Below are 24,610 nucleotides of genomic sequence, written 5' to 3'. Positions count from 1 at the left end.
GCGCTTGGGAGGGGAGCTATCCCCGCGCGCGTGGCCATGTGTCTTGCGCATGCCGCATATAGCCCTTACATGCGGGCCACAATCCAAACTGAAAGTCGAAAAAATGGCTGATTACGCAGATCCCGAAAACACCCTCGTCATCGAAACCACCAAGGGCAATGTCGTTATCGCCATGCGCCCAGACCTGGCCCCAAACCACGTCGCACACATCAAGAAGCTGGCTCGTGAAGGCTTCTACGATGGCATCGTGTTCCACCGCGTCATCGACGGCTTCATGGCCCAGACCGGCTGCCCACAGGGCCGCGGCACCGGCGGTTCGAAGTACCCAGATCTGAAGCAGGAATTCAACGCTGAGCCACACGTTCGCGGCACCGCTTCGATGGCTCGCGCCCAGAACCCAGATAGCGCCAACTCGCAGTTCTTCATCTGCTTCGGCGACACGCCATTCCTCAACAAGCAGTACACTGTTTGGGGTCAGGTTATCGAAGGCATGGAAAACGTCGACCAGATCAAGCGCGGCGAGCCAGTGATCAATCCGGACAAGATGCTGTCCGTGAAGGTTGCTGCCGATATCGCTGCCTGATTTCGTCAGGACGATCTCTTTGGAAACGGCCAGTCTTCGGACTGGCCGTTTTCTTTTGCTGTTGTAACGTCGCATCGCGCCAAGGCTTTTGCCCAAACAGGGGAACTGCAATCGCAGGAGCCAGTTTCGGCTGAGATTGCCTCGTGCTAGGGAGCGGCCATGCTAGTTTCAGATTTCGATTTCGACCTGCCCGAAAAGCTCATCGCGCTCCATCCCGTGGAGCCACGCGACAGCGCACGCCTGCTGCTGGTGGACCCGGTGAACGGGCTGTCCGACAAGCACATTCCAGACCTGCTCTCGCTGATTGGAGATGGCGACGTGCTGGTGGTCAACGACACCCGCGTGCTGCCCGCCGAGCTGCGCGGCACCCGCATTCGTGGTGAGAACCGCTCAACCGTGTCGTTCAACCTGCACAAGCGGGTGGACGCCCACACTTGGCGGGCCTTCGCCCGTCCGGCCAAGCGCCTGGCGCTGCTGGATCGGTTGGAACTGGGAAATGGACAGGCCGACGCGCTGACCGCTCGTGTGGCAGGCAAGGGCGAGACGGGCGAGATCACGCTTGAGTTCGATCTCGGGGGCGCCGAGCTGGACGAAGCCATCAAGAGCCACGGCGCCATGCCGCTGCCGCCCTATATCGGCGCCAAGCGCGACGTCGAAGAGCGTGACCTGGTGGACTACCAGACGGTCTATGCCGCCGAAGATGGCGCCGTCGCCGCGCCGACGGCTGGTCTGCATTTCACCGAAGCGCTGCTGCAAAAACTGTCCGATCAGGGCGTGACCATCGAGCGCGTGACGCTGCATGTCGGAGCAGGGACCTTCCTGCCCATGAAGGTCGACGACACCGACGATCACATCATGCATTCCGAATGGGGCGAGATCGATCAGGCGACCGTTGAGCGTATCAACGCAAAACGTGCCGCTGGTGGGCGTGTGGTTGCCGTGGGCACGACCAGTCTGCGCCTGCTCGAAACCGCGTCGCGAGCTACAGGCACGCTGCAGCCCTTCATTGGCGACACCGACATCTTCATCACTCCCGGCTTCCGCTTCCGCACGGTCGACGCGCTGATGACGAATTTCCACCTGCCCAAGTCGACCCTGTTCATGCTCGTCAGTGCCTTTGCCGGCATGGAGGTGATGCGCAAGGCGTATGAACACGCGATTGCCGAGGGGTACCGGTTCTATTCCTACGGGGACTCGTCCCTGCTGCTCCGGGCAGCGCATCCTCAGGGCGAGGAATAACGAAAAACCCTCGGGCAGGCCCGGGGGTTTTCTCTTTTTAGCTAGGCAGCGAGATTCACCCTGCTGCGCTTTCGTGGACGAGTTGGCCGGTGAACTCGCAGGAGGCGCCGTGGTAGGCGAGGCAGCCGTTTTGTTCCTGGACGTTGAGGAAGCCCTCATCGTCAAAGGTCAGGGTGATTTCGCAATAGCGCTCGTTCTCCAGCGGGCTGGATGAGCCGGCGACATAGTCCTCGTTTTCGACGAAGAAATTGCCACCGCTGGGCTCCATGATGAGTTCGCCAGTGATACCGCCGCCGCAGCCCGGGATATCATTTTCCATTGGAACTTCGGTACCGATGCTGATGGCGTAGATATCCGCGTCGATGTGTTTGAGATTGACGCTCAGATTGCCGCCCTCACCACCGCCGTAATAGTTGCCCTCGCGGACAGGGGTGTCCTGCGCCAAGACGGGGCCCGCGGACAAGGCAAGAGCGGCGGCGAGAAAGGCTATGCGGATCATGAGATCACCAGAAAACGAGTTGGACACTATCCTTTGACGCCACTGCGCCAGCAGACCTTGGGCAGACATCGCAAAAATAACGGGGCTTAGATGCCCGCAGCGTCGTGCAGGAGCTCGCCGCTGAAGCTGCAGGATGCGCCGTGGTAATAGGAGCAGCCTTCTTCTTCGGTGACGACTAGGCCGTACTCGCCATCGAACTCAAGCTTGATCTGGCATTGCTCCGCTTTGAACGCGGGCAGGGTGCTGGTCGCGTCGTAAAGCTCGTTGGGCGCCGTCAGAAGGCCGACGTTGTCCCGGATGACGACCTCGCCCTCGATGCTGCCACCGCAACCGGGAACGTCGTTCTTCATGGGGACCGTCGTACTGAGGGCAGCCGAATACACGCCATTTTCCACATGCGTCAGCGTCGCCGTGAGCTCGCTGCCTTGGCTGGTGCCCGAATAGAACCCTTCAAGGACATCGAAATCCTGCGCGAAGGCGGGAGCGGCGGAAACACACAGAAGGGCAGCAATGGCGGCTAGTCGGATCATGGGATCACCACAAAATGAATTGGACACTATCGTTAGACGCCTCAGCGTTGTGGCGCCTTGGCTAAAATCTGCAAGATTCTGCTTTATTAGCGCAATAGAGGTGCATTGTCCCGCCGTTGGCAACGGGTTAGAACCCCCGCCATGAGCCAAACGACCAAACAAGTCACCTTCACCATTTCTGCCACCGATGGCGCCGCTAGGCGTGGACGCATCGATACGCCTCGCGGCGATATCCAGACGCCCGCCTTCATGCCCGTGGGCACTGCAGGTACCGTCAAGGCGATGTATCCCGAGCAGGTGCGCGAAACCGGCGCCGATATTCTGCTCGGCAATACCTATCACCTGATGCTGCGTCCCGGCGCCGAGCGCGTTGCCTCGCTGGGTGGTCTGCACGATTTCATGGATTGGCAGCGCCCGATCCTCACCGATAGCGGCGGTTTCCAGGTCATGTCGCTGGCGCAGCTGCGCAAGCTGACCGAGCGCGGCGTAACGTTCAAGTCGCATATCGACGGCTCCAGCCACGATCTGACGCCTGAGCGCTCCATCGAAATCCAGACGCTACTCGATAGCGATATCATCATGCAGCTGGACGAATGCCTGAAGCTGCCCGCCGAGACCAAGGAAATCGAGCGCGCCATGGAGCTGTCGCTCCGTTGGGCCGATCGCTCCAAGACCGCGTTCAATAACCAGGCCAACCGCGCCCTGTTCGGCATCGTGCAGGGCGGGGACAATGCCGATTTACGTCTGCGCTCGGCGCAGGGGCTCAAGTCCATCGGTTTTGACGGCTATGCCGTTGGTGGTCTGGCTGTGGGCGAGCCGCAGGAAGTCATGTTCCGCGTGCTCGACGATATCGTGCCGGAACTGCCAGCAGATCGCCCGCACTATCTGATGGGCGTCGGCAAGCCCGACGACATTCTGGGCGCCATCGGGCGCGGCATCGATATGTTCGACTGCGTGCACCCAACCCGGGCTGGTCGCCACGGCCATGTCTACACCCGCTTTGGCGTCATCAATCTGAAGAACGCGCGGCATAAGGATGACCATCGTCCGCTGGACGAGGCCTCACCAAACCCTAATTGTCGTCGGTGGAGCCGCGCATATCTCCACCATCTCGTTAAGACTGAAGAGATTTTGGGCGCGATGATCCTTTCCCAGATCAATCTGGCCTATTATCAAGAACTGGTTCAGGGCTGCCGCGTCGCAATCGAAGGCAGCCGATTTACCGATTTCGCGGCAGAAACGCGGGCAGCATGGGCTGCTGGCGATCTGCCCACGCTCTAGCGTCAAGAAAGGTCTGCAAGATGGCAAAGTCCGGTCGCAAGGCGAGTTTCGCGTCCCTCGGGAAGCACAAGAAGCGGCTTGAAGAGCAGCCGATGCGCGTTCAGTTCGCCATCGACCCTAACCGCTTCAAGCGCTATTCGGCCACTGGCGCCGGCATCCTGCTCGACTATTCCAAGAACCGCATCGACGAAGAGGTCATGGCGTCGCTGTTCGATCTGGCCCGCGCGGCTGGCGTTGAAGAGCGTCGTGACCAGATGTGCGAAGGCGAGCACATCAACATCACTGAAGACCGCGCCGTCATGCATATGGCGCTGCGCTATCAGGGCGAACACCCCGTGCCGGTTGATGGCCAGGATGTGATGCCTGAGATCCGCGCCGTTCTGGCCGCGATCAAGGCGTACACAGACGCTGTCCGCAATGGTGAAATCCGCGGCCACGGCGGCGAGCAGATCACCGATGTGGTCAATATCGGCATTGGCGGCTCGGACCTCGGACCATCCATGGTCACGCTGGCCCTTGCACCATACACCCGTCCGGACCTGCGCGCGCACTATGTGTCCAACGTCGATGGCGCTCACATCCATGACACCCTGAAGGGGCTCGACCCCAAGAAGACGCTGTTCATTGTCGCGTCCAAGACCTTCACCACCGACGAAACCATGACCAATGCCAATTCGGCGCGGGCGTGGATCGCCGATGCGCTAGGCGAAGAAGCGGTGCCAAACCACTTTGCCGCCGTCTCGACCAACATTCCAGCCTGCGCCAAGTTCGGCATCCGCGAAGACCGCATTTTCGGCTTCTGGGACTGGGTTGGCGGCCGCTATTCGGTGTGGTCGGCTATCGGCCTGCCAATCGCCCTGGCCGTTGGCTACGACAATTTCGCTGCCTTCCTCAAAGGCGCCGATGCGATGGACCGCCACTTCCTGTCCACGCCACTCGAAAACAACCTGCCGGTCATCATGGCCGTGCTGGGCGTCTGGTATCGCAACGTCTGGGGTTTCTCGACCCACGCCGTGTTGCCCTATGACCAGCGTCTCAGCCGCTTTGCAGCCTATCTGCAGCAGCAGGACATGGAATCGAACGGCAAGTCGGTGACGCTGGCGGGTAAGCCCGTTGGCTGGTCGACTGGCCCAATCGTCTGGGGCGAGCCCGGCACCAATGGTCAGCATGCCTTCTACCAGCTGATCCATCAGGGCACCGATGTGATCCCGGCCGATTTCCTCATTGCAGCCAAGCCACATGAGCACCTGCCGCCGCACCACGACAAGCTGGTCGCCAACGTGCTGGCGCAGTCCGAAGCCCTCATGCTCGGCAAGACCGAGGAAGAGGTCGTCGAGGAGCTCAAGGCTCAGGGCCTCTCCAAGGCGCGCATCAAGGAACTCACCCCCCACAAGGTGTTCCCCGGCAATCGTCCGTCCAACACGCTGTTCTATGAGCAGCTGACGCCTGAAACGCTGGGGTCGCTCGTGGCGCTTTATGAACACAAGGTGTTCACCCAGGGCGTGATCTGGAATGTGAACTCCTATGACCAGTGGGGCGTTGAGCTCGGCAAGCAGCTTGCCAAGGCATTGCTGCCAAAGGTTGCCGGCGAGCAGAGCGGGGAAGGGCACGACAGCTCTACCCAGGGTCTGCTGGCTTACTATCTCGCCAACAAAGGCTAAGCGCTTGACGATCACCACCGAAGAACAGCTCGAACGCCTCAAGGCGATCGGGCGCATCTGCGCCATCACCCGCGACGCCATGGCCAGTGCCATGCGCGTTGGGATGACCACGCGCGAGCTGGATGAGATCGGGGCCAAGCTGCTGGCGGAGCATGGCGCGCTTTCGGCGCCCATGGTCACCTACGACTTCCCCGGCCACACCTGCATTTCGGTGAATGAAGAGATCGCCCACGGCATTCCGGGCGACCGCGTGCTGCGTGAGGGCGATCTCGTCAATATCGACGTGTCTGCGGTGAAGGACGGCGTGTTCGCCGACACCGGCGCGTCATTCGTTCTGGGCGTGGGCGACAAGCGGCTCGATGCCCTGTGCCGCGACGGCAAGAAGGCCATGTGGGCCGGTATCCGCGCCGTCAAATCCGGCGCGCCGCTGGCAGACGTGGGCAATGCCATTGGCAAGTTCGCCACCAAGGCCGGGTACACGCTGATCCGCAACCTCGCCAGTCACGGCGTCGGCGATAGCCTGCATGACGAGCCGGGCGAAATTGCTACATGGCCGGACAAGACCGAGCGTCGTCGCATGAATGATGGGCTGGTGTTCACCATCGAACCCTTCCTGTCGCTCGGCGGCAAGATGGCCGATCAGAAGTCTGACGACGATGAATGGACGCTGATCAGCCGTCCCGCCGCGCCTTGCGTTCAATATGAACACACTGTGGTCACCACGCCGCGCGGCGCTGTGGTCGTTACGCTGGCCGCGTGACTCGACTTATCAGCGATCAGCCGTAAGCGGCTGATTTGACTCTCAAATTCGCCGCTTTTGATTCAACATCTCAAGCCCTCGGATATGTCCGGGGGCTTTTGCATTTGGGCTGCGGCGGCTTACAGCCAGACCAGCAGAAGTGGTCCAGCCAGAATTCCGACCACGGCGGCGACGAACCGCAGCTTGCCCCACTGGCGCACATTGTAGGCGCTGAGGAACGACGACAGCACCAGAAACACCACGAAGGTGATGAAGGCGGGCGTCAGCGGCGCGATGTTGAAGGCAATCTTCTCGGTCAACTGCAAGTAGATCATATGCCCGCCGACAAAGCCGAGCAGGGCGGTGAGCACGACAGTCACCGCCTTGGAGGTGATCAGCAGCGCCATGTCGATGGTGTTACTGGAGATCAGCAGCGCGAGGCCGGTTGCTGTGACATGGGCCGCCGCCAGCGTTGCGAACAGGCGATTATCAGCCAGCATTGGCACCAGCGCCGGGGGCGTTTTCACCGGCAGCGCGCTGATCAGCGGCAGGTTCCCGCCATATTGCGTCAGCAGGTAGATGACATAGAGCATCACCAGCGTGGCAACGCCAAACAGCAGCAGCGTAACTGCAAGCACCTTGAGCAGATCAGCAATATCCCGTGACACCGGCACACCCGAATCGAAGATTGAGCGATGATGCTATGCCGGGAGATAAAGCGTCCGGTTAACGGGCGCTGCGATGTGCCACGGCCTGACAGAGCATCCTTCGTTCGGGTTTTGGGATATACCGCCGATGGCTGTTTCTAAATAGCTTGAAACTCAAATACTTGCGGGGCGCGCGCCGCAAATTTGGTCGATGTGTGAGAAGATCTGATGGACACAATTTCCAACCCCGCATTTTCGCTATCGGGTCTCATCGGTACGGCGAAGTCGATCTGCGGCGCGGCGTCTTTGCCAGCGGACCTGTCGGCGACACCCGGCGCGCGCGATGGCGGCTATATGCCCGCCTTTGTTGGCACGGTGTTGCTCCTGCGATTGCAGCGCACTGCGAGCGAGCCTACGCAGCGCTACCTTCAGGCTCTTCTAGATGCGCGCCTGTCGCCGACTTGGCGCGCTGGTGCGAGTGAGGCCGCCGCCCGGCGCGGCCTACGCTCCGCATTGGAAGGTGCAGCGGGAGGCGTGTTGCTGTGGGAAGGGCGTCAGCTTGAGGCTTCTGAGGGGCTCGAAGTTGCTAGCATCACCGACTCGGCACGCGCCGATGTCGATTTCGACGCGCTCGAGGCGCAGCTGGACATAAGTGGCGCATTGGCCGTCCACGTTTACGATGCGGCCCATCATCTGTTTAAAGGCGCCGATATCTGTGCGGCTATGACACTAGAAGGTATTCGCGGCGAGACCGGTGCATTCGATGCGCGCCTGCATGAACTCGGTCGGCCCTATCCCGGCCAGATCGCTGCCGCCCGCAATGTCCGCCGCATCGTGGCTGACAGCGAATTCACCACCGAAGACGCGCGGATGGAATTTGGCGGCGACTCTGGGCCGAGGTGCCAGGACGCCATCAGCATTCGCGCCGTGCCGCAAACGCATGGCGGCGGACGCGACGCGCTGGCGTGGTTTGCTGCCACTCTGGAGGGCAGTCTCCAGCAATCCGTCGCCAGTCGAGACATGACGCTGGACTATGCGCTGGATCTGCTGGCGATCGGCTTGATCGACCTGGCGGTCATCAGCGAGAGGCGCAGCTTCCGTATGCTGGACAGCCGAATGTCCTATGGTTTGCCAATGAACCTTGTGGCCGAGAACCCCGGCTTTAATCATGGCTTTCCGGTGATTCAGGCCGCAGCCGCCGCAGTGGTGGCGGAAATGAAGCTCAAGGCACCCAAGGGCCGAGGGCAGGGTAGTTTCAGCGCACTAACGGGCCGTTACGTGCCCCGTGGGATCAGCTCCAGCATTCGCCTTGTCGAGTTGATGGACCTGCTGGGCAAAGTGCTGGCGATTGAGCTCTTCATGGCGTCTCAGGCCATGGATTTGACCCGCCGAACGCTCCCCAACAGAGCATTTGGTGCAGGTTCTGCGCCAGCCCTTGCCGCGACACGCACGCATCTACCGATGGTGCTGCAAAATCGCTTTGCGTCCGATGATATGAATGTGGCCGAGTGGCTTATCGTTCAGGGCACGATCGTTCGCGCCGTAGAAGACGCCATTGGTCGGCTGGATTGAGGATCAGACATGCACAACGATTTTTCCATCACCGGTCATGATCTCACCGTGCAGCAGATCGCCGACGCAATAGCGACAAACAGCGCGCAAGTTGGTCTCGACGAGACCGCTGCTGCCGCCTGCCACGCCAGCCGTCGACAGGTGGAGGCCTGGCTTGGCGACGAGGCGCCGGTCGTCTACGGCGTCAACACCGCGCTGGGCAATCTCAAGGACACGGTTCTCTCGCCCAGCGAACATATCGCCTGGAACAGCACCATTCCCTATCCGCATGCGGTTGGTATGGGGCATTTCATCAATCCGGTGATTACCCGAACGGCGCTGCTGATCCGAGCCAACGTCTTGAGTCGTGGGTATTCCGGGGTCCGACCCGCCTTGGTCCGTCGGCTTCTCGACATCTTCAATGCCGGCATTTCTCCCGCCATCCGGGAACTCGGCTCCACTGGGCTCAGCGATCTGGGGCCCATGGCACATTGCGCCATGGTGGCGAGTGGCATGGAGGGCGCGCGCGTCTTCTATCAGGGGAAGCTCATCGCTGCGCGGGAGGCGCTGACGCTGGCTGGGCTGGAGCCCCGGTTTACGCTGGAGTGCAAGGAAGTGCTGGCCATCATGAACGGCTCGACCATGACGCAGGCCGCCGCCGCGCTCTGCATCAACGGCGCCGGAAATCTTCTGTCCTATCTGGAGCCTATCGAAACTGCACAGCTGGCCGCATTTCCCGACGCGGAGGAACTGCTACGCTTCAACGGGTCGGTGGCTGCTGTTTTCGCCAAGATCAAGCGGACCATCGGGTTCGAGACCAACATTACCTGCGACAATCCTCTGCTGTTCAGCAACGGCAATACCTATGATGTTGCCATGGGCTGCAACTGCAGTAACACGCAGGTGGGCTATGACCTCGACCTGCTGGCAATCCTGTTGTCCGACAAGGCAGCCTTTTGATGGAGATGATCCGCCGGCGTGCCACCGGGCAGGAGGCGCTCTATCTGTCCGCGCTCGATACTGCGCAGCAGATTCACGAGAATGCCCAACCGGCCAGCGTCGACTCAATCCCGACCAAGGGTGGTCAGGAGGATCACGTGGAGTTCAGCTATGGCGCCGCGCGCAAGGCGATTGCCAGCCTAAACCTCTATAGCCGCCTTTCGGCCCTGTTCCTGCTCGCCACGGGCGTCAGGCAGGCCGAAGAGGCCGATCTCGCGGACGCTGTCGACAGCCTCACCAGCGATCTCTGTGAGAGCCACTCGGTCGTCGCCTTCGCGACTCCCCTGTAGGCCAGCTGCGGCTAGCTTGGCGGGCGGTCGCCCGGGGACTAGACCTTTGACCGCCGCCAGCCTGCGGCCCGCGCTTCTGCTTCGGTGCAGAACCAGCGTTCGCCATGTGATGCGCTGATCTTGGTGTCGTTGTAATACCGCTGTCCCGGCACGTGGTAGATTCGTTCGCCCCTTGTGTTGATGTTCCCTTTGATATTGCACCCGTTCTTTTGGGCGGCCGCACAGCTCAGCAACAAGGCGGCAGCGATGAGCAACGCTGCTGCAAAAGTCGCTCTAATCATGCATTTTCTCCAGCGGCGACAACAACATAGAGCGTTGTAGGCTGCCAGAGCGGATTCGCATTACACCAGAGGCACAGCCACGCGGGGCGCGCTCTTCCTGGTCATTCAAGTCAATGATCGTGGGAGAAGGGGATGGTATGCCGGGAGGGGGTCGAACCCTCGACCATTCGATTAAAAGTCGAATGCTCTACCACTGAGCTACCGGCACGCACCAAGGCGGACGCTGTTGGCGTCGCGGCGGAACATAGCCACGCAGCCTTCGCTGTCAACCGGGTTTCGCCTTAATTCGCCAGCGGTGAACCAGTATATGGCATTGGCAGGCATGCAATCGACACGTGCTCGAGCCGCTGGCACAGCGAAGTGGCCTCAGACAGGCGGGTTATCGGGCCGACGACGATGCGTTTGTTGCCGGTGGCGGTCTCATCAAACAACAGGGGAGAAAGTCCGAACAGCAGTGGCCCGAGCTTTATCGAGAGGTCTTCCCACGCCTTTCCGGCCAGGGAGGGCGTTACACTGGGTCCCACGGCGATGCCGAAGCTGGGTGACTCGGCGGTTGGTGTTGCCGCCGTCTGGGAGATTTCGGAGGGCAGGGGCTGCGCGCCACTGACCGCAGGCTTTGCTGCAGCCAAGGGCTGTTGGCGAATCCGGACCGAACCGCCCTCGGTGTCATAAATGAGCGATTGGCCTTCGCCGATGGAAGAGGTGAACGCGGAGCGATCCACCTCGGCATTGAACGGGAGCGCCTCAATGAGTCGCGGCATGCTGACCTCTAGCGCGCCGACGCGCTGGGTCACGGCATTGCCATTCTGCTCGTCCAGCTCGAAGCGCGTAGCCAAAATGCTGTTCTCGCGCTGCAGGCGGCTAGTCTCCTCGCGCAGGGCAGAAACCTGCACCCGCAACTGGTCAAGTGTGGCGCCGTCGAGCCGCGTTTTGTGAAGCCCCGCAAGGATGCTTTGGGGTATCATGGCGGACACATTTGCACCCATCACGGCGATGGCGCCAACACAGAGCGCGGCCATACCCCAGAAGGTGACATCAGATTGCCGGAACTGTTCGGATGCTCTAGCCAAGGCAAATCCCCAAAGCGCAGACGAATCAAGGCCTGCGCAGACATTAACATTGTCGCCGTCATTATCTGTTCGCCAATTGTTGCGTGCCATAATTCTGCAAAAAAGCGCACTATTAGACTGCATCCTGGAGTGACCCATGACTGAACTGCTGTCGATCATCCTTGCCGCGGGCGAAGGTACGCGGATGAAGTCAGCAACTCCCAAGGTGTTGCATCAGGTCGGTGGGTTGCCGATTATTGGTCACGTCGCCCAGGCCGCACGCGATGCGGGCTCTACCCGCATTGCCCTGGTGACCGGCCCTTCGCATGACAAAATTCGCAAGACTGTCAGCAGTTTGCAGCCTGACGTGGTGCATTTCGAGCAGACTGTGGCCAAGGGCACGGCTCATGCCGCTTCGATGGCGCGGGCCCTGTTTGAGGACGCGACTGGCTATGTCGCCGTTGTCTACGGCGATCACCCTTTGCTGCGCGGCGACAACTTCCGCGTGGTGCTGGACCGCCTCGAAGACGGCCTCGACGTCGCGATTCTGGGCTTTGAACCCAAAGATCCGACCGGATATGGCCGTTTCATCACCGACGGCGAAACTCTGCTGGCGATCCGCGAACATAAGGACGCCTCCGATGAAGAGCGCCTGATCGGCCTCTGCAATGCCTGCATTCTGGCCTTCCGCGCCGAAGTGTTCCGGGACCTGATCGACAAGGTTGAGACCAATAATTCCCAGGGCGAGTTTTACCTGACGGATCTGGTTGGGCTGGCCAACGCTGCCGGGAAGAAGGTCGGCTTCGGAATTGCGCCTGAAAATGACGTCATGGGCGTCAATGATCGCAGCCAGCTGGCGCGTGCCGAGGCCCTGTTTCAGGAGGTCCGCCGCGACGACTTCATGAAGGCTGGCGTGACGCTCAAGGACCCGAGCAGCGTCTGGTTTTCATATGACACCGAAATTGCCCGCGACGTGACGATCGAGCCCAACGTGGTCTTCGGGCCCGGTGTGGTGATCGAAGAGGGCGCGGTGATCCATGCTTTCAGCCACCTTGAAGGCGCTCATGTCGGCCGCAATGCATCGGTCGGCCCATTCGCGCGGCTGCGGCCGGAGGCCAATCTGGGCGAGGGCGCCAAGGTGGGCAATTTTGTCGAGATCAAAAAGGCCGATATCGGCAAGGGCGCCAAGGTCAGCCATCTGAGCTATATCGGCGACGCGAGCGTTGGCGATAACGTCAATATCGGCGCCGGTGTCATCACCGTGAACTATGACGGCTACAACAAGCACAAGACCATTATCGGCGACGATGCCTTCATTGGCTCCAATTCGTCGCTGGTTGCCCCGGTCAATGTTGGCGCGGGGGCTCTTGTGGCGAGCGGCAGCGTCATCACTGAAGACGTCGAAGCCGACGCGCTCGCGCTCGGACGAAGCCGCCAGACAAACAAACCCGGACGCGCCAAGGAAATATTCGCCAAGGCGGCGGCCAAGAAGCAAGCCAAAAAGGGATAAGCGCAGATGTGCGGCATTGTCGGAATTGTGGGCGATGCGCCCGTCGCCTCGCGCCTTGTAGATGCGCTTAAGCGCCTGGAATATCGCGGCTATGACAGCGCTGGTGTCGCCACGCTGGAAGGCGGCGACATTTCCCGCCGCCGCGCTGAAGGCAAGCTGGGTAATCTGGCGCAGAAGCTGGCTTTTGAGCCTCTTGGCGGGCAGGTGGGCATTGGCCATACCCGCTGGGCAACCCACGGCGCGCCGACCGAAACCAACGCCCACCCTCACGCGACTGACCGCGTTGCTGTGGTGCACAACGGCATTATCGAGAACTTCCGCGATCTGCTGGCCGATCTTGCCAAGGACGGCTACCTGCCCAAGACCCAGACGGACACTGAGTCCGTCGCACTCTGGGTCAGCCGCGAACTGGCCAATGGGGCCGATCCCGAATTGGCCGTTGCCCGCACGCTAAAGCAGCTTAAGGGCGCTTTTGCCTTGGCCTTCCTGTTCAAAGGGCAAGAGGCGATGCTGATCGCCGCGCGTCATGGTGCGCCGCTGGCCATCGGCTACGGCGATACCGAAATGTATCTGGGCTCCGACGCCATGGCGCTCGCCCCATTCACCTCACGCCTGACCTATCTGGAGGATGGTGACTGGGCGGTGATCACGCCCGCAGGCGTCACCATCCGCGATGGCAAGGATGCTATCGTGCAGCGCGAGCAGCAGATTTCGCAGACCTCGGCGCTGCTGGTGGACAAGGGCAACCACCGCCATTTCATGGCCAAGGAAATCTACGAGCAACCCGAAACTATCTCGCATACCCTCAGCCACTATGTGGATATGGGCGCAGAGAAGGTGGCGCTGCGCGAAACTTTGCCGTTTGATTTTGCCGACCTGACGCGCCTGACCATCAGCGCTTGTGGCACGGCCTATTTTGCTGGTGCTGTCGCCAAGTACTGGTTCGAGCGCCATGCCCGACTGCCTGTCGATATCGATGTAGCGTCCGAGTTCCGCTACCGCGAGCCACCCTTGGAGAAAGGCGGGCTGTCGCTGTTCATCTCCCAGTCCGGCGAAACCGCCGACACGCTAGCCGCTTTGCGCTATTGCGCTGGGCAGGGCCAGCATGTGGCCTCGCTGGTCAACACGCAGGAATCCACCATTGCCCGCGAGTCGGACGTGGTGTTCCCGATCCTGTGCGGGCCTGAAATCGGCGTGGCCTCGACCAAGGCGTTGACCGCGCAGTTGACGGCACTTGCTGGCCTATCAATTGCTGCTGGCCGTGCCCGTGGCGTGCTGAGTGCTGAGCGTGAGAATGAGCTGGTGCGTGCGCTGACGGCCTTGCCCGCAGCGGTCGCCAAGGCGCTGGCTGCCGAGTCCCAGATCATCGACATCGCCAAGCGACTCTCCAAGGCCAAGGACGTGCTCTATCTCGGCCGTGGTCCGATGTTCCCAATCGCCATGGAAGGCGCGCTCAAGCTCAAGGAAATCAGCTACATCCACGCTGAAGGCTATGCCGCCGGTGAACTCAAGCACGGCCCCATCGCGCTGGTGGACGAGGACATGCCGGTCATCGTGGTGGCGCCATCCGACGAGCTGGTCGACAAGACTTTGAGCAATATGCAGGAAGTCGCCGCGCGTGGCGGCAAGATCATTCTGATCACCGACGCCGAAGGCGCCGAAACGGCCGGTCACGGCATTTCTGATGTGATCATCGTGCCGCGCGTGGACAGCTTCGTGGCGCCAATCTTGGCGTGTATCCCCGTGCAGTTGCTGGCCTATCATACGGCGGTGTTCATGGGCACGGACGTTGACCAGCCGCGCAATCTGGCGAAGTCGGTGACGGTGGAGTAGGGCTGTCTTACGCGCCTCCCGTAACCCTCCCCAATCGTCATTGCCCGGCTCGTCCGGGCAATCCATTCCACGCGCTGTGAGAGGAGATGGATCACCCGGACGAGCCGGGTGATGACGATGGTGGGATGTGTGGTGGGACGACGGGCGCCGGGCGTTTAACCCGCGTGGTGTGATCGCCGTGCCCCTTGAAGCGCATCAAGCCATCCCCAATCGTCATTGCCCGGCTTGTCCGGGAAATCCATTCCACGCGCTGTGAGAGAAGGTGGATCACCTGGACGAGCCGGGTGATGACGATGGTTGGGGGCGCGGAGTGTAGTCGGTGACGTAGTGGTGACGCTCGGCCACTTCTGTTTTCCACAAAGCTATCCCTCCGTCATTGCCCGGCTTGTCCGGGCAATCCACTTCAGGCGCTGTGAGAGAAGGTGGATCACCCGGACGAGCCGGGTGATGACGATGGTGGGGGAGGGACGTGCGGCGGGTTACCCCGCGCGGATCAGTGGGATCGCCAAGTCCTTGCGGAACAAATACATCAGCGTTTGCAGCGCCTCGCCGTCGGGGCCGCTCAGGCCCGGGTTTGCAGCCAGCGCCGCCTTGGCGTCATCATGGGCGAAATCAATGAGATGGCGGTGCACGTCGGGGACCGCGAGGCGGTAGCCGGGCATGCCGGATTGGCGGGTGCCGAGCACGTCGCCCTGGCCACGCAACTCCAGATCGCGTTCGGCGATTTCAAAGCCGTCTTCGGTGGATTTGATTGTGTCGAGGCGAGCCCGGGCGGTTTCGCTCAGCGGGTCCTTGTAGAGCAGCAAACAAGCCGACCGCTGCGACCCCCGACCAACGCGCCCACGCAACTGATGCAACTGGGCGAGGCCAAAGCGCTCGGCGTGTTCGATGATCATGATAGAGGCATTGGGCACGTCGACGCCCACTTCGATGACGGTGGTGGCCACCAGCAGTTTGAGTTCATTGGCGGCAAAGCGCTGCATGACCTCCTGCTTGGCCGCGGCACTCATGCGGCCATGCACCAGCGCGACCTTGTCGCCGAAGACCTTTTGCAGCTCCGCAAAGCGGTCTTCGGCGGAGACGACGTCGAGATGCTCGCTCTCTTCGACCAATGGGCAGACCCAGAACGCTTGCGCACCTTCGCCAAGGCGGGCCTGAAGTCGGGCAATGACACGACCGTAGTCGCCGATGGAAAGGACTGCCGTATCGATCGGTTGGCGACCGCGTGGCTTTTCGCGCAATACGCTGACGGCCATGTCACCAAAGTGGGTGAGCACCAGTGTGCGGGGAATTGGCGTCGCGGTCATCACCAGCAGGTCGGTGTGGCGACCCTTTTCGGACAGGGCGAGACGCTGATGCACGCCGAAGCGGTGTTGTTCGTCGACGACGGTAAGGCCGAGGTTGTGGAACTCGACGCCGGACTGGAACACAGCGTGGGTGCCGACAAGAATGTCGGTGGCGCCGCTCGCGACGCCGGCGAGGATGGCGCGGCGTTGTGCGGCGGGCATTTTGCCGGTGAGCAATTCGCAGCCGAGGCCTGCCGCCTCACAGAGCGGCTTGAGGGTCTTAAAGTGCTGGCTGGCAAGGAGTTCTGTCGGCGCCATCAAGGTGGATTGTGCCCCGCTTTCGGCGACGGCTGCCATTGCCATCAGGGCGACAACGGTTTTTCCAGCGCCCACATCACCCTGCAAGAGGCGCGACATACGATCGGGGGAGGCGAGGTCGGCGCGGATTTCCTCGACGGCTTTTTGCTGACCTTCTGTGAGAGAAAAGGGTAACGAAGCGGTAACGCGATCTGTCACCTTACCGGTGAAAATGCGAGAGATTCCCCGCGACGAAACCATAGTGGATCGAATGAGTTGCAGGGTGAGCTGGCCGGCGAAATACTCGTCATACGCCAGGCGCATGCGAGCAGGGCCCCAGAGCTCGGCTTCGGCGGGTGAAACCGGCAGGTGAACGCTGCGCATGGCATCGGCGAATGTGGGCCACTGGCGTTCGGCCATTGTAGCGGGTGCGATCCATTCGGGGATATCGGGCAGACCATCGACCACCTGGCGCACCAGCTTGGTGAGCGCCTTGGAGCTGAGGCCGGACGTCAGTGGGTAAACCGGCTCGACAAGCGGCAGGGTGGCGAACTTGTCGGCTTCGACAATGTAGTCGGGATGGGTGATCTGCTTCTCGCCATTGAAGAAGTCTATCTTGCCGGAGACGAAGCGCTCCTCGCCGACCGGTAGTGCCTTTTCCACCCAGCCGCCCTGGGCGCGGAAAAACACCAGTTGCACATCGCCAGTGTCATCATGCGCGAAGACGCGATGGGGAATGTGCAGCTTGCCGCGTGGCGGCGGCTGATGCCGATCAACATGCAGTTTCAGCGTCACGATCTGATTGAGATAGGCCTCGGCAATGCCGACTTGCCGCCGCCGATCCACCACGCCGGAGGGCATGTGCATCAGGATATCGAGGGCAATCGCTCCCTGCCCATCGGGTGCCCCGAAGAACCGCGTCAGCAGCGCAGCCAGCTTGTCGCCGACACCCTTGATGGAGTGCAGCGAGCGGAAGAGCGGCGAAAGGCTATCGGGACGCGGCACGGCGATGATTCTCCTTTGCGTGAAAATGGCACAGGGTTGGGTCCAATGTCTTCCCATCCACCGGGTCAACGCCGGGATGACACCGAGTACGTGGTACAACCACCGGTCGTCACCCTCGGGCTCGACCCGAGGGTTTTGTGGGCAAGTGTAGAGCCCTCGGGTCAAGCCCGAGGGTGACGATGTGTGGGGGCGGGGAGACCGGCGTATTGCTGCGCATGCTCTGGTATCAAAGGGCTGACAAGCCCTTCCTTTGCGCGTAAGAGAGTGTCCAAATCGAGAACAAATTCGGGATCATGGCGCGTCAAATGACTGCCGGTGAAGATATTTCCGTGCGCCGCAAGAAGCTGCGCTACCGTGCCTGGCATCGTGGCACCCGCGAGATGGACCTTGTTTTGGGCCCGTTTGCGGACGCGCATGTCGAGTCATATGACCACGCCGCGCTTGATCGGCTCGAAGCGCTGATGAGCGAGGAAGATCCGCCATTGCTCAAATGGGTCATGGGGCAGGAGACACCGCCGGATAATGTTGATCTTGCATTTCTGGAACTGGTCATCGCCGACCATCACGCCCGGCTCGCCAAATGATTGAACAGCAGCCCAGCACGAGTGCCATCCGCACCATCGCCCATGTGCCTGACGGCATGCAGCCCATGGTGCTGGTGCGTCTGATCGAGCAGCGCCTTGCGGCTGCGCCCGATGATGCGGCCAGCCTTGTCTTTGTTGCGCGCGACGGTCGCCGCCTGCAGCGGATGGCCGACATCCTGACTGCCATGCTGCCCGGCCATCCGGTGCTGACGTTGCCGGCCTGGGACTGTCTGCCATATGACCGGGTTTCGCCCAACAACATCACCATCGCGGCGCGGATGAACACGCTGGCGGCGCTGACATCGGGCACCAAGGGCGCGGTGATCCTCACCGCCGTCAACGGGCTGATCCAGCGCCTGCCGCCGCGCGATGTGGTGGAGACCATGTCGTTTTCAGCGCAGACCGGCCGGATTGTCGACAGCAATAAGCTGATCGCCTGGGCGGCGAACAATGGCTATCTGCGTGTGCCGACCGTGCGCGAAAGCGGCGAATATGCCGTGCGCGGCGGTCTGGTTGATCTGTTCCCAGCCAGCACGGAAGCGCCGCTGCGCTTCGACTTCTTCGGCAGCCAGCTGGAATCGATCCGCACCTTTGATCCGGATAGCCAGCGCACCACCGGTACGCTGAAGCGCGTCGACTTGACGCCAATGAGTGAAGTGGTGCTGACCGACGAGACCATTCGCCGCTTCCGCCAGACCTACACGGCGACCTTTGGCGGCAACACCGTCGATGACACGCTTTACGCGTCGGTCAGCGGCGGCTCGCGTTATTCGGGCACCGAGCATTGGCTGCCCTTCTTCTACGATTATCTCGATACGCTGGCCGACTATACCGGCGACGCCCCGTTCGTGTTCGATGATCAGGCGACCGAGGCCTATAGCGACCGCGTCGCGCAGATCCGCGACTATTACGATGCGCGTGAAGCCGCCCGCCTGCTGCCGACAGTGGCGGGGGCGGGGGCGCCGTATAAGCCGGTGAAGCCCGAGCTGCTCTACGCTGTCGAAACCCACCCCTATGCGCTGGCTGGGGCTTCGGTCATTCAGCTGTCGCCGTTCATGTCGCCCAGCACCAAGGCGTCGGACGATGCCGGGGGGCAGATCGCCCCAAGCTTTGCCGCCGAGCGGCAGGCGACGGACGTCAACCTGTTTCAGTCTGTGGTTGAGCGCCTGCTGACCGAGCGCCGCAATGGTCGCCGGACCATCGTGGCGTGCTGGAGCACAGGCACGCGCGACCGCATGGCGCAGGTGCTGAAGGACCATGGCCTGACCAATCCGCGCATGGCGGAAAACTGGCGCGATGCCGAAACCACCAGCGCCGCCACGACCTCGCTGGTCGTCTTGCCACTGGAAAGCGGTTTCGAGACCAAGGACCTTCTGGTTCTGTCCGAACAGGACATTCTGGGCGAGCGCATCCTGCGGCCCCAGCGCAAGAAGAAGGCCAGCGACGCGCTGACCGAGGCCGCCAGCCTCGCCGCGGGCGATCTGGTGGTGCACGTCGATCACGGTATCGGCCGGTTCCTCGGCCTCAAGGTCATCGAGGCCGGTGGCGCGCCGCATGAATGCGTCGAGCTGCAATATGCGGGCGACACCAAGCTCTATCTCCCGGTGGAAAACATCGAGCTGCTAACGCGCTATGGCGCGGAAGACGCCAATGCGACGCTGGACAAGCTGGGCGGCGTTGCCTGGCAGGCCAAGAAAGGCCGCCTCAAGAAGCGCATCCGCGAAATGGCGGAGCAGCTCATCAAAATCGCGGCGGCGCGCCTGCTCACCCGGGCGGACGTGGTCGAGATCAATCCCGGCGCCTATGACGAATTTGCCGCGCGCTTCCCCTATGAGGAAACCGAAGACCAGATGGCCGCTATCGAGGCGGTGTTCGATGACGTGACCTCGGGCCGTGTCATGGATCGTCTGGTGTGTGGCGACGTGGGCTTCGGCAAGACCGAAGTGGCGCTGCGCGCGGCCTTTGCCGTGGCGCTCAGCGGCAAGCAGGTTGCCGTGGTGGTGCCAACGACGCTGCTGTCGCGCCAACACTTCAAGACCTTTGCCGAGCGCTTTGCCGGGCTCCCCGTTCGCGTGCGCCAGGCGTCGCGCATGGTGGGTTCTGCCGAGCTCAAAGCGACCAAGGAAGGCCTTGCCGATGGGCAGGTCGATATCGTGGTGGGCACGCACGCGCTGCTCAGCAAGACCATCAAGTTCAAGGACCTGGGCCTGCTGATCATCGACGAAGAACAGCATTTCGGCGTAGGCCACAAGGAGCGGCTCAAGGAACTCAAGGCCAACGTTCACGTGCTGACGCTGACAGCGACGCCAATTCCGCGCACGCTGCAGTTGGCGCTGACCGGTGTGCGGGATCTGAGCCTCTTGGCGACACCTCCAGTTGATCGTCTGGCGATCCGAACCTTCATTTCGCCCTTCGATGCGCTGTCGATCCGCGAAGCGCTGCTGCGCGAGAAGTATCGTGGCGGGCAGGCGTTCTATGTGGTGCCGCGCATTTCCGATCAGGTCGAGATTGCCGAATTCCTCAAGGCGCAGGTGCCCGAGGTCAGCTTCGTCGTGGCCAATGGCCAGATGGCGCCGGGCGAACTCGATGACGTGATGAACGCCTTCTACGACAACAAGTTTGACGTGCTGGTGGCGACGACCATCGTGGAATCGGGACTCGATATTCCGAACGCCAATACGCTGATCGTGCATCGCGCCGACCATTTCGGTCTCGCCCAGCTTTATCAGATCCGTGGCCGTATCGGTCGCGCCAAGGCGCGTGCCTATGCGCTGTTCACCGTGCCGGCTGACAAAAAATTGACCGACACGGCAGAGCGTCGTTTGGGCGTGCTGCAATCGCTCGAAAGTCTGGGCGCTGGCTTCCAGCTCGCCAGCCACGATCTGGATATTCGCGGGGCAGGGAACCTGCTTGGCGACGAACAGTCCGGCCATATTCGCGAAGTTGGCTACGAGCTTTACCAGTCCATGCTGGAAGAAGCCGTGGCAAACCTCAAGAACGGGGACGAGGATTACGAAGACAAGAACGAGTGGAGCCCGCAGATTTCGCTCGGCATGCCGGTCATGATTCCCGAGCATTATGTGCCCGACCTGCAGTTGCGCATGCAGCTCTATCGTCGTCTCGGCGATTTGACCGATATTCGCGATATCGACGGCGCTGGTGCGGAATTGATCGATCGTTTCGGCCCGCTGCCGGAAGAAGTCGAGGCGCTGCTCAAGGTCATTCTCGTTAAGGCGCTGTGCCGTCAGGCCAATGTCGAAAAGGTCGATGCCGGTCCAAAGGGCGCGGTTATCACCTTGCGTAATAACGAGTTTCCGAACCCGGCAGGCCTGGTCAAGCTGGTCAGCGATCCGGCCAATCAGGTCCGTATCAAGCCCGATCAGAAGCTGGTGTTTGCCCGCAGCTGGCCGACGCCAGAGGCCCGGCTCAAGGGCGCGGCAGCGATCCTTTCACGCATGGCCCGGCTTGCCGAGGTTAACCTCTAGGAGAAGGCATGCATCGCCGTTACGCCATAATGCTTTGGCAAGGTGTGTCGGTCATGTTATTGCCCGAATTCAGCACTTGAAGGGCAGTTCAATTCTCAAGGTGGCAGAAGGTCACCGGGACCGCCAAAGAAGCCAAGGAAGTTCTATGATATTCAGGAAACCCCTCGTCGCCGGTTTTGCGGTGGCCGCGCTCATGCTGTCCCCGCTCGCGGCATTCGCGCAGGACGCTGCACCAGCAGCCGCCCCTGCTGCAGAAGCGCCAGCTGAGGCCGCCGCTGCTCCTGCCGCTGCAGGCGCTGCTGCACCACAGAATTGGTTGAAGGTTTGCGATCCACTGCCAGATGGGCAGAAGGCTTGCATTATGCGTCAGGTCGTTCTGGCCAATGGTCAGTTCCTCGGCTCGTTCCTGCTGCGTGACGATCCGGGCCAGGAAAGCCGCCTGCTGGCTGTTGCTGCCGTTCCACTCGGCGTGCTGCTGCCTTTCGGCCTGACCTGGCAGATCGACGGCGCCAAGCCAGTGCGCGTCCCCTACATGCTGTGCGACCCAACTTCGTGCGCCACCCAGCTCGTGATCAACGAGCAGTATGTCAACTCGCTCAAGAAGGGCGGCAAGCTCAAGCTCACCGCCAAGAACCGCCAGAACGAAGACCTGACCATCGAAATCACGCTGGCTGGCTTTACCGCTGCCTATGATGGCGATGCCGCCCTGACCTTCGACCAGTTCCGCCAGGAAACTTCGGGCGACAACGCTCTCGAGCAGGTTCTGCAGGATCGCGCCGAAACGCTGCGCAAGCAGCTCGACGGCACCGCGGCCCCAGCCGATGGCGCTGCACCAGCTGAAGGCGCCGCACCTGCTGCGCAGTAAGCCTGGTTACAGATTGAAATGACAAAGGGCGCGGGTGACCGCGCCCTTTTGTTTTTTATGGTGGTTTTGGAAGAGCACCCCCTCCCGGCCTCCGCCTGAACAGGGGGAGGAGGTTGGCCGGTGCTTAGACAGGATCTCGCGCCACTCGCCGGGCTGTTCCTCCCCCTGTTCAGGGGGAGGCTAGGTGGGGGTACTCTACCGACCACCCATCCCAAGTGAAAACGCATGCTTGCGCATTCCGGGCAGCAGCTTGAGAGCCCACAACCCGCCAGCGCGCATGGCCTGTGCTGGGAGCATTTCGGCCAGCAGCGAGCGGAACAGCGTGTCCACCATGCCGCCAGTACGCGCCAGATCGGCAGCGCGGCGCGCTGAGTAGTCCTGACTGACTGTGGCCGCCCAATTGGCCTCGGAGCGGTCGACGCCCGTCAGCGCGGCTGCAAGGTCGGCGACATCGCGCAGGCCGAGGTTCAGGCCCTGCGCGCCAATGGGCGGGAAGGCATGCGCCGATTCTCCTACGAGCACGACACCGTCCGCACCGGCCCGATCGACGCTGAGCGTGCTGAGCGGGAACACGAAGGTGGGGGTAGCAATGGTGATGGCGCCGAACAGGCGCTGCGACTTGTCGAGGAAGGTTTCGAGCAGATAGTCCGCCCCGCGGCTTTGCGCGTCGCGCAGCAGATCCGCGTCGTCGATCCAAACCAGGTTGGCACGATTGCCGCCGGCTGGCACGAGCGTGAATGGCCCCTGGGGATAGTGGAACTCGATCGAAGCCCCACCAATGGGGCGGCCCAGTTCCAGATCGCACACCAAGGCGGCCTGCGTGAACTGGGTCTCACGAGCCTTGAACCCGGCCGCAGCGCGAATGAGGGATTTCTTGCCATCAGCACCGATGACGAGCGGGGCACGTAAAGTGGTGCCATCCGTCAGCGTGACCTCGGAGCCCTGTTCGACGCGGCGAAATTCGGTAACGCCGGCGTTACGGGTTTCAAGGTTGTCGAGCCCTGCCGCAACGGCATGGAAGTGCTCCAGAAGGCGGATATTGGCGAAGTTCCAGCCAAAGGCGTCGAGGCCAGCTTCCCTGGAGTCGAACAAGGTTTCAGGCGCGCGGATCAGTCGCCTGGTGGCGTCGATGATGCGGATCTGGGTCAGCGCATGACCGACATCGGCCGGGTCATCGATCAGGCCTGCGCTTTGCAGATAATCGACGCTCGGCATCATCAGCGCGGAGGTGCGCCTGTCCGGCGGGCCCGCTGGGGCGAGGTGGATGGTTGTCAGGCCAGCCTGCGCCACGGCAATCGCCGCGGCCACGCCCGCCAGTCCACCGCCAACAACGATAGCATCTGCATCAAAACTCATTACGCGTCCGCCAGTTTCTGGGTGCGGGTGTTTGACATCACGAGGCTGCCGATAAACGAGCCAATGGCCATTGTGGCGAGGAAAATCCAGAGATTGTCCGGCACGAAGGCAATCAGCGAGATCGCGGGGCCGGGGCAAATGCCCGACATGCCCCAACCGATACCGAACAGCGCCGCGCCGCCAACCAGCGGGGCGTCGATCTTGGTGTTGGTCGGCGTGTTGAATGCTTTGTCAAACAGCGGCGCGGTGCGGCGGTTGCCGATCTGCACGGCAATGAACATCACCACGATGGCAGGCACGATGACAAAGGCCAGGCTCGGGTCCCAGCCACCAGTTGGAATGGCGGTGAAATCGAGGAAGCGCAGCACCTTGAACGGATCGACCATCTGCGAAACGTAAAGGCCGGCGCCAAACAGCGCGCCGCTGAGGGCCGCCGTAGCGAGGTAGGGAAGCTTGAAAGCAGCCATTACACGACCCCTGTCACGGTAACGGTGATGATCGCGACACCGAAGAAGACCACGACAGCCACCAGCGAGCGCACGGAGAGCCGCGCCAACCCGCAAACGCCATGGCCTGACGTGCAGCCATTGCCAATGCGGGTGCCGACGCCGATCAGCAGGCCCGCTATGCCCAGCCAGATCGGCGTTGGGATGCCCCAGGCGGCTGGCGCTTCGACGAGGCGCGGAGGTTCAACGCCGCCGACGCCAAGCTGTGGGAACAGTTTTGCCGCGACGAACGCCGCCAGCACCAGCGCCACCAGAAACACCAGACGCCAGACGGCGCTTTGGACAGGCGGCAGCAAATGGCCGAAAATGCCCGAGATGCCCGCGATGCGGCCATTGCCGAGCCAGAGCACAGCAGCAGCCAGCCCGATCAGTGAACCGCCCAAGGCGGCTGACAGAGGCGAAAAGGATTCCATGAGTCTCACGCGTGGTTCGATATCGCGGCAAGGCTATCACCCCCGCGCATGGCCATACCAGCGCCGCGGCAGCGTCTTTTTGCTGCGCCAACCGCAGGTTGCAGGAAAACTCTACCAGCCT

22 protein-coding genes and 1 tRNA gene are annotated in these 24,610 nt (G+C 61.8%); 13 read left to right on the top strand and 10 right to left on the bottom strand.

Annotated elements, in window-relative coordinates:
• Positions 1-103 precede the first annotated feature (103 nt).
• The gene (locus WH87_RS04325) at positions 104-583 is read left to right on the top strand and encodes a peptidylprolyl isomerase (protein WP_046138333.1); all 480 of its coding nucleotides are present in this window, start codon (positions 104-106) and stop codon (positions 581-583) included.
• A gap of 159 nt (positions 584-742) precedes the next feature.
• Positions 743-1,822 carry a tRNA preQ1(34) S-adenosylmethionine ribosyltransferase-isomerase QueA gene (queA, locus tag WH87_RS04320; protein ID WP_046138334.1) on the top strand — a complete coding sequence of 360 codons (1,080 nt, stop codon included), beginning with the start codon at positions 743-745 and terminating at the stop codon, positions 1,820-1,822.
• A 55-nt stretch (positions 1,823-1,877) separates the two neighbouring features.
• Here queA and WH87_RS04315 read toward each other — a convergent pair whose 3' ends face one another.
• Together WH87_RS04315 and WH87_RS04310 are read right to left on the bottom strand one after the other, a co-directional pair.
• Positions 1,878-2,321, bottom strand: a complete 444-nt coding sequence (locus WH87_RS04315) for a hypothetical protein (RefSeq protein ID WP_052726324.1) — start codon at positions 2,319-2,321, stop codon at positions 1,878-1,880.
• Positions 2,322-2,407: 86 nt separating this feature from the next.
• Positions 2,408-2,851, bottom strand: a complete 444-nt coding sequence (locus WH87_RS04310; protein ID WP_046138335.1) for a hypothetical protein — start codon at positions 2,849-2,851, stop codon at positions 2,408-2,410.
• A gap of 141 nt (positions 2,852-2,992) precedes the next feature.
• Between WH87_RS04310 and tgt the strand changes: the two genes are divergently transcribed.
• Genes tgt through map form a run of 3 tightly spaced genes read left to right on the top strand, consistent with a single transcriptional unit; the run spans position 2,993 to position 6,553 of the window.
• Positions 2,993-4,132, top strand: a complete 1,140-nt coding sequence (gene tgt, locus WH87_RS04305; RefSeq protein ID WP_046138336.1) for a tRNA guanosine(34) transglycosylase Tgt — start codon at positions 2,993-2,995, stop codon at positions 4,130-4,132.
• 20 nt (positions 4,133-4,152) lie between these two features.
• A complete protein-coding gene (gene pgi / locus WH87_RS04300; protein WP_046138337.1) occupies positions 4,153-5,793 on the top strand; it encodes a glucose-6-phosphate isomerase in 1,641 nt (546 codons plus the stop codon).
• Positions 5,794-5,797: 4 nt separating this feature from the next.
• Positions 5,798-6,553, top strand: coding sequence for a type I methionyl aminopeptidase (gene map, locus WH87_RS04295; RefSeq protein ID WP_046138338.1), 756 nt, complete (start codon positions 5,798-5,800; stop codon positions 6,551-6,553).
• A 119-nt stretch (positions 6,554-6,672) separates the two neighbouring features.
• Here map and WH87_RS04290 read toward each other — a convergent pair whose 3' ends face one another.
• On the bottom strand, positions 6,673-7,200 hold the full coding sequence (locus tag WH87_RS04290; protein ID WP_156458057.1) for a hypothetical protein: 528 nt from the start codon (positions 7,198-7,200) through the stop codon (positions 6,673-6,675).
• A 207-nt stretch (positions 7,201-7,407) separates the two neighbouring features.
• Between WH87_RS04290 and WH87_RS04285 the strand changes: the two genes are divergently transcribed.
• The 3 genes from WH87_RS04285 to WH87_RS04275 are packed head-to-tail and all read left to right on the top strand — an operon-like array spanning position 7,408 to position 10,019.
• Complete coding sequence (locus WH87_RS04285) at positions 7,408-8,751, top strand: aromatic amino acid lyase (RefSeq protein WP_046138340.1); 1,344 nt, start codon at positions 7,408-7,410, stop codon at positions 8,749-8,751.
• Between the two features lie 9 nt (positions 8,752-8,760).
• Positions 8,761-9,690 carry an aromatic amino acid lyase gene (locus tag WH87_RS18780; protein ID WP_052726325.1) on the top strand — a complete coding sequence of 310 codons (930 nt, stop codon included), beginning with the start codon at positions 8,761-8,763 and terminating at the stop codon, positions 9,688-9,690.
• Positions 9,690-10,019 carry an aromatic amino acid lyase gene (locus tag WH87_RS04275; protein ID WP_046138341.1) on the top strand — a complete coding sequence of 110 codons (330 nt, stop codon included), beginning with the start codon at positions 9,690-9,692 and terminating at the stop codon, positions 10,017-10,019. Before WH87_RS18780 ends, WH87_RS04275 begins: the two co-directional genes overlap by 1 nt.
• Positions 10,020-10,057: 38 nt before the next feature.
• Here the strand turns inward: WH87_RS04275 and WH87_RS04270 are convergent, their stop codons facing one another.
• The 3 genes from WH87_RS04270 to WH87_RS04260 form a co-directional block, all read right to left on the bottom strand.
• The gene (locus tag WH87_RS04270; RefSeq protein ID WP_046138342.1) at positions 10,058-10,300 is read right to left on the bottom strand and encodes a sunset domain-containing protein; all 243 of its coding nucleotides are present in this window, start codon (positions 10,298-10,300) and stop codon (positions 10,058-10,060) included.
• A 133-nt stretch (positions 10,301-10,433) separates the two neighbouring features.
• Positions 10,434-10,508 (bottom strand) — tRNA-Lys (locus WH87_RS04265).
• Positions 10,509-10,581: 73 nt separating this feature from the next.
• Entirely contained in the window at positions 10,582-11,460 is an 879-nt protein-coding gene (locus WH87_RS04260) for a hypothetical protein (protein ID WP_210165688.1), read from the bottom strand.
• A gap of 46 nt (positions 11,461-11,506) precedes the next feature.
• On the opposite strand from WH87_RS04260, the gene glmU reads away from it, so the two are divergent.
• A complete protein-coding gene (glmU, locus tag WH87_RS04255) occupies positions 11,507-12,859 on the top strand; it encodes a bifunctional UDP-N-acetylglucosamine diphosphorylase/glucosamine-1-phosphate N-acetyltransferase GlmU (RefSeq protein ID WP_046138344.1) in 1,353 nt (450 codons plus the stop codon).
• A 6-nt stretch (positions 12,860-12,865) separates the two neighbouring features.
• Complete coding sequence (gene glmS, locus WH87_RS04250) at positions 12,866-14,692, top strand: glutamine--fructose-6-phosphate transaminase (isomerizing) (protein ID WP_046138345.1); 1,827 nt, start codon at positions 12,866-12,868, stop codon at positions 14,690-14,692.
• Positions 14,693-15,171: 479 nt separating this feature from the next.
• Here glmS and recG read toward each other — a convergent pair whose 3' ends face one another.
• A complete protein-coding gene (gene recG / locus WH87_RS04245; protein ID WP_046138346.1) occupies positions 15,172-17,280 on the bottom strand; it encodes an ATP-dependent DNA helicase RecG in 2,109 nt (702 codons plus the stop codon).
• A 305-nt stretch (positions 17,281-17,585) separates the two neighbouring features.
• Between recG and WH87_RS04240 the strand changes: the two genes are divergently transcribed.
• The 3 genes from WH87_RS04240 (at position 17,586) to WH87_RS04230 (ending at position 22,214) form a co-directional block, all read left to right on the top strand.
• Positions 17,586-17,864, top strand: a complete 279-nt coding sequence (locus WH87_RS04240; RefSeq protein WP_046138347.1) for an FAD assembly factor SdhE — start codon at positions 17,586-17,588, stop codon at positions 17,862-17,864.
• Complete coding sequence (mfd, locus tag WH87_RS04235) at positions 17,861-21,349, top strand: transcription-repair coupling factor (protein ID WP_046138348.1); 3,489 nt, start codon at positions 17,861-17,863, stop codon at positions 21,347-21,349. The genes WH87_RS04240 and mfd overlap by 4 nt, the downstream gene beginning before the upstream one ends.
• Before the next feature lie 145 nt (positions 21,350-21,494).
• Positions 21,495-22,214, top strand: coding sequence for an invasion associated locus B family protein (locus WH87_RS04230; protein ID WP_082092489.1), 720 nt, complete (start codon positions 21,495-21,497; stop codon positions 22,212-22,214).
• 195 nt (positions 22,215-22,409) lie between these two features.
• Here WH87_RS04230 and WH87_RS04225 read toward each other — a convergent pair whose 3' ends face one another.
• From WH87_RS04225 to WH87_RS04215, 3 genes are read right to left on the bottom strand one after another with little or no spacing between them, the layout of a single operon-like run.
• Positions 22,410-23,570, bottom strand: coding sequence for an FAD-dependent monooxygenase (locus WH87_RS04225; protein ID WP_046138349.1), 1,161 nt, complete (start codon positions 23,568-23,570; stop codon positions 22,410-22,412).
• Entirely contained in the window at positions 23,570-24,037 is a 468-nt protein-coding gene (locus WH87_RS04220; protein ID WP_046138350.1) for a DUF6691 family protein, read from the bottom strand. The genes WH87_RS04225 and WH87_RS04220 overlap by 1 nt, the downstream gene beginning before the upstream one ends.
• Entirely contained in the window at positions 24,037-24,489 is a 453-nt protein-coding gene (locus WH87_RS04215; protein ID WP_046138351.1) for a YeeE/YedE family protein, read from the bottom strand. Before WH87_RS04215 ends, WH87_RS04220 begins: the two co-directional genes overlap by 1 nt.
• Between the last annotated feature and the right edge of the window lie 121 nt (positions 24,490-24,610).

Source organism: Devosia epidermidihirudinis (assembly GCF_000971295.1).
GTDB classification, from domain to species: Bacteria; Pseudomonadota; Alphaproteobacteria; order Rhizobiales; family Devosiaceae; genus Devosia; species Devosia epidermidihirudinis.
The sequence above is the reverse complement of the archived record's forward strand: the minus strand, read 5'-3'. Positions and strand labels throughout refer to the sequence as shown.

Excerpts from the sequence above, each read along its gene's own strand:
- WH87_RS04315 (WP_052726324.1), bottom strand. The coding sequence starts at position 2,321 with ATGATCCGCATAGCCTTTCTCGCCGCCGCTCTTGCCTTGTCCGCGGGC.
- queA (WP_046138334.1), top strand. The coding sequence starts at position 743 with ATGCTAGTTTCAGATTTCGATTTCGACCTGCCCGAAAAGCTCATCGCG.
- glmU (WP_046138344.1), top strand. The coding sequence starts at position 11,507 with ATGACTGAACTGCTGTCGATCATCCTTGCCGCGGGCGAAGGTACGCGG.
- mfd (WP_046138348.1), top strand. The coding sequence starts at position 17,861 with ATGATTGAACAGCAGCCCAGCACGAGTGCCATCCGCACCATCGCCCAT.
- WH87_RS04285 (WP_046138340.1), top strand. The coding sequence starts at position 7,408 with ATGGACACAATTTCCAACCCCGCATTTTCGCTATCGGGTCTCATCGGT.
- WH87_RS04240 (WP_046138347.1), top strand. The coding sequence starts at position 17,586 with ATGACTGCCGGTGAAGATATTTCCGTGCGCCGCAAGAAGCTGCGCTAC.
- WH87_RS04325 (WP_046138333.1), top strand. The coding sequence starts at position 104 with ATGGCTGATTACGCAGATCCCGAAAACACCCTCGTCATCGAAACCACC.
- WH87_RS04270 (WP_046138342.1), bottom strand. The coding sequence starts at position 10,300 with ATGATTAGAGCGACTTTTGCAGCAGCGTTGCTCATCGCTGCCGCCTTG.
- WH87_RS04225 (WP_046138349.1), bottom strand. The coding sequence starts at position 23,570 with ATGAGTTTTGATGCAGATGCTATCGTTGTTGGCGGTGGACTGGCGGGC.
- WH87_RS04260 (WP_210165688.1), bottom strand. The coding sequence starts at position 11,460 with ATGGCACGCAACAATTGGCGAACAGATAATGACGGCGACAATGTTAAT.
- WH87_RS18780 (WP_052726325.1), top strand. The coding sequence starts at position 8,761 with ATGCACAACGATTTTTCCATCACCGGTCATGATCTCACCGTGCAGCAG.
- WH87_RS04215 (WP_046138351.1), bottom strand. The coding sequence starts at position 24,489 with ATGGAATCCTTTTCGCCTCTGTCAGCCGCCTTGGGCGGTTCACTGATC.
- WH87_RS04230 (WP_082092489.1), top strand. The coding sequence starts at position 21,495 with ATGATATTCAGGAAACCCCTCGTCGCCGGTTTTGCGGTGGCCGCGCTC.
- glmS (WP_046138345.1), top strand. The coding sequence starts at position 12,866 with ATGTGCGGCATTGTCGGAATTGTGGGCGATGCGCCCGTCGCCTCGCGC.
- WH87_RS04220 (WP_046138350.1), bottom strand. The coding sequence starts at position 24,037 with ATGGCTGCTTTCAAGCTTCCCTACCTCGCTACGGCGGCCCTCAGCGGC.
- WH87_RS04275 (WP_046138341.1), top strand. The coding sequence starts at position 9,690 with ATGGAGATGATCCGCCGGCGTGCCACCGGGCAGGAGGCGCTCTATCTG.
- tgt (WP_046138336.1), top strand. The coding sequence starts at position 2,993 with ATGAGCCAAACGACCAAACAAGTCACCTTCACCATTTCTGCCACCGAT.
- WH87_RS04310 (WP_046138335.1), bottom strand. The coding sequence starts at position 2,851 with ATGATCCGACTAGCCGCCATTGCTGCCCTTCTGTGTGTTTCCGCCGCT.
- pgi (WP_046138337.1), top strand. The coding sequence starts at position 4,153 with ATGGCAAAGTCCGGTCGCAAGGCGAGTTTCGCGTCCCTCGGGAAGCAC.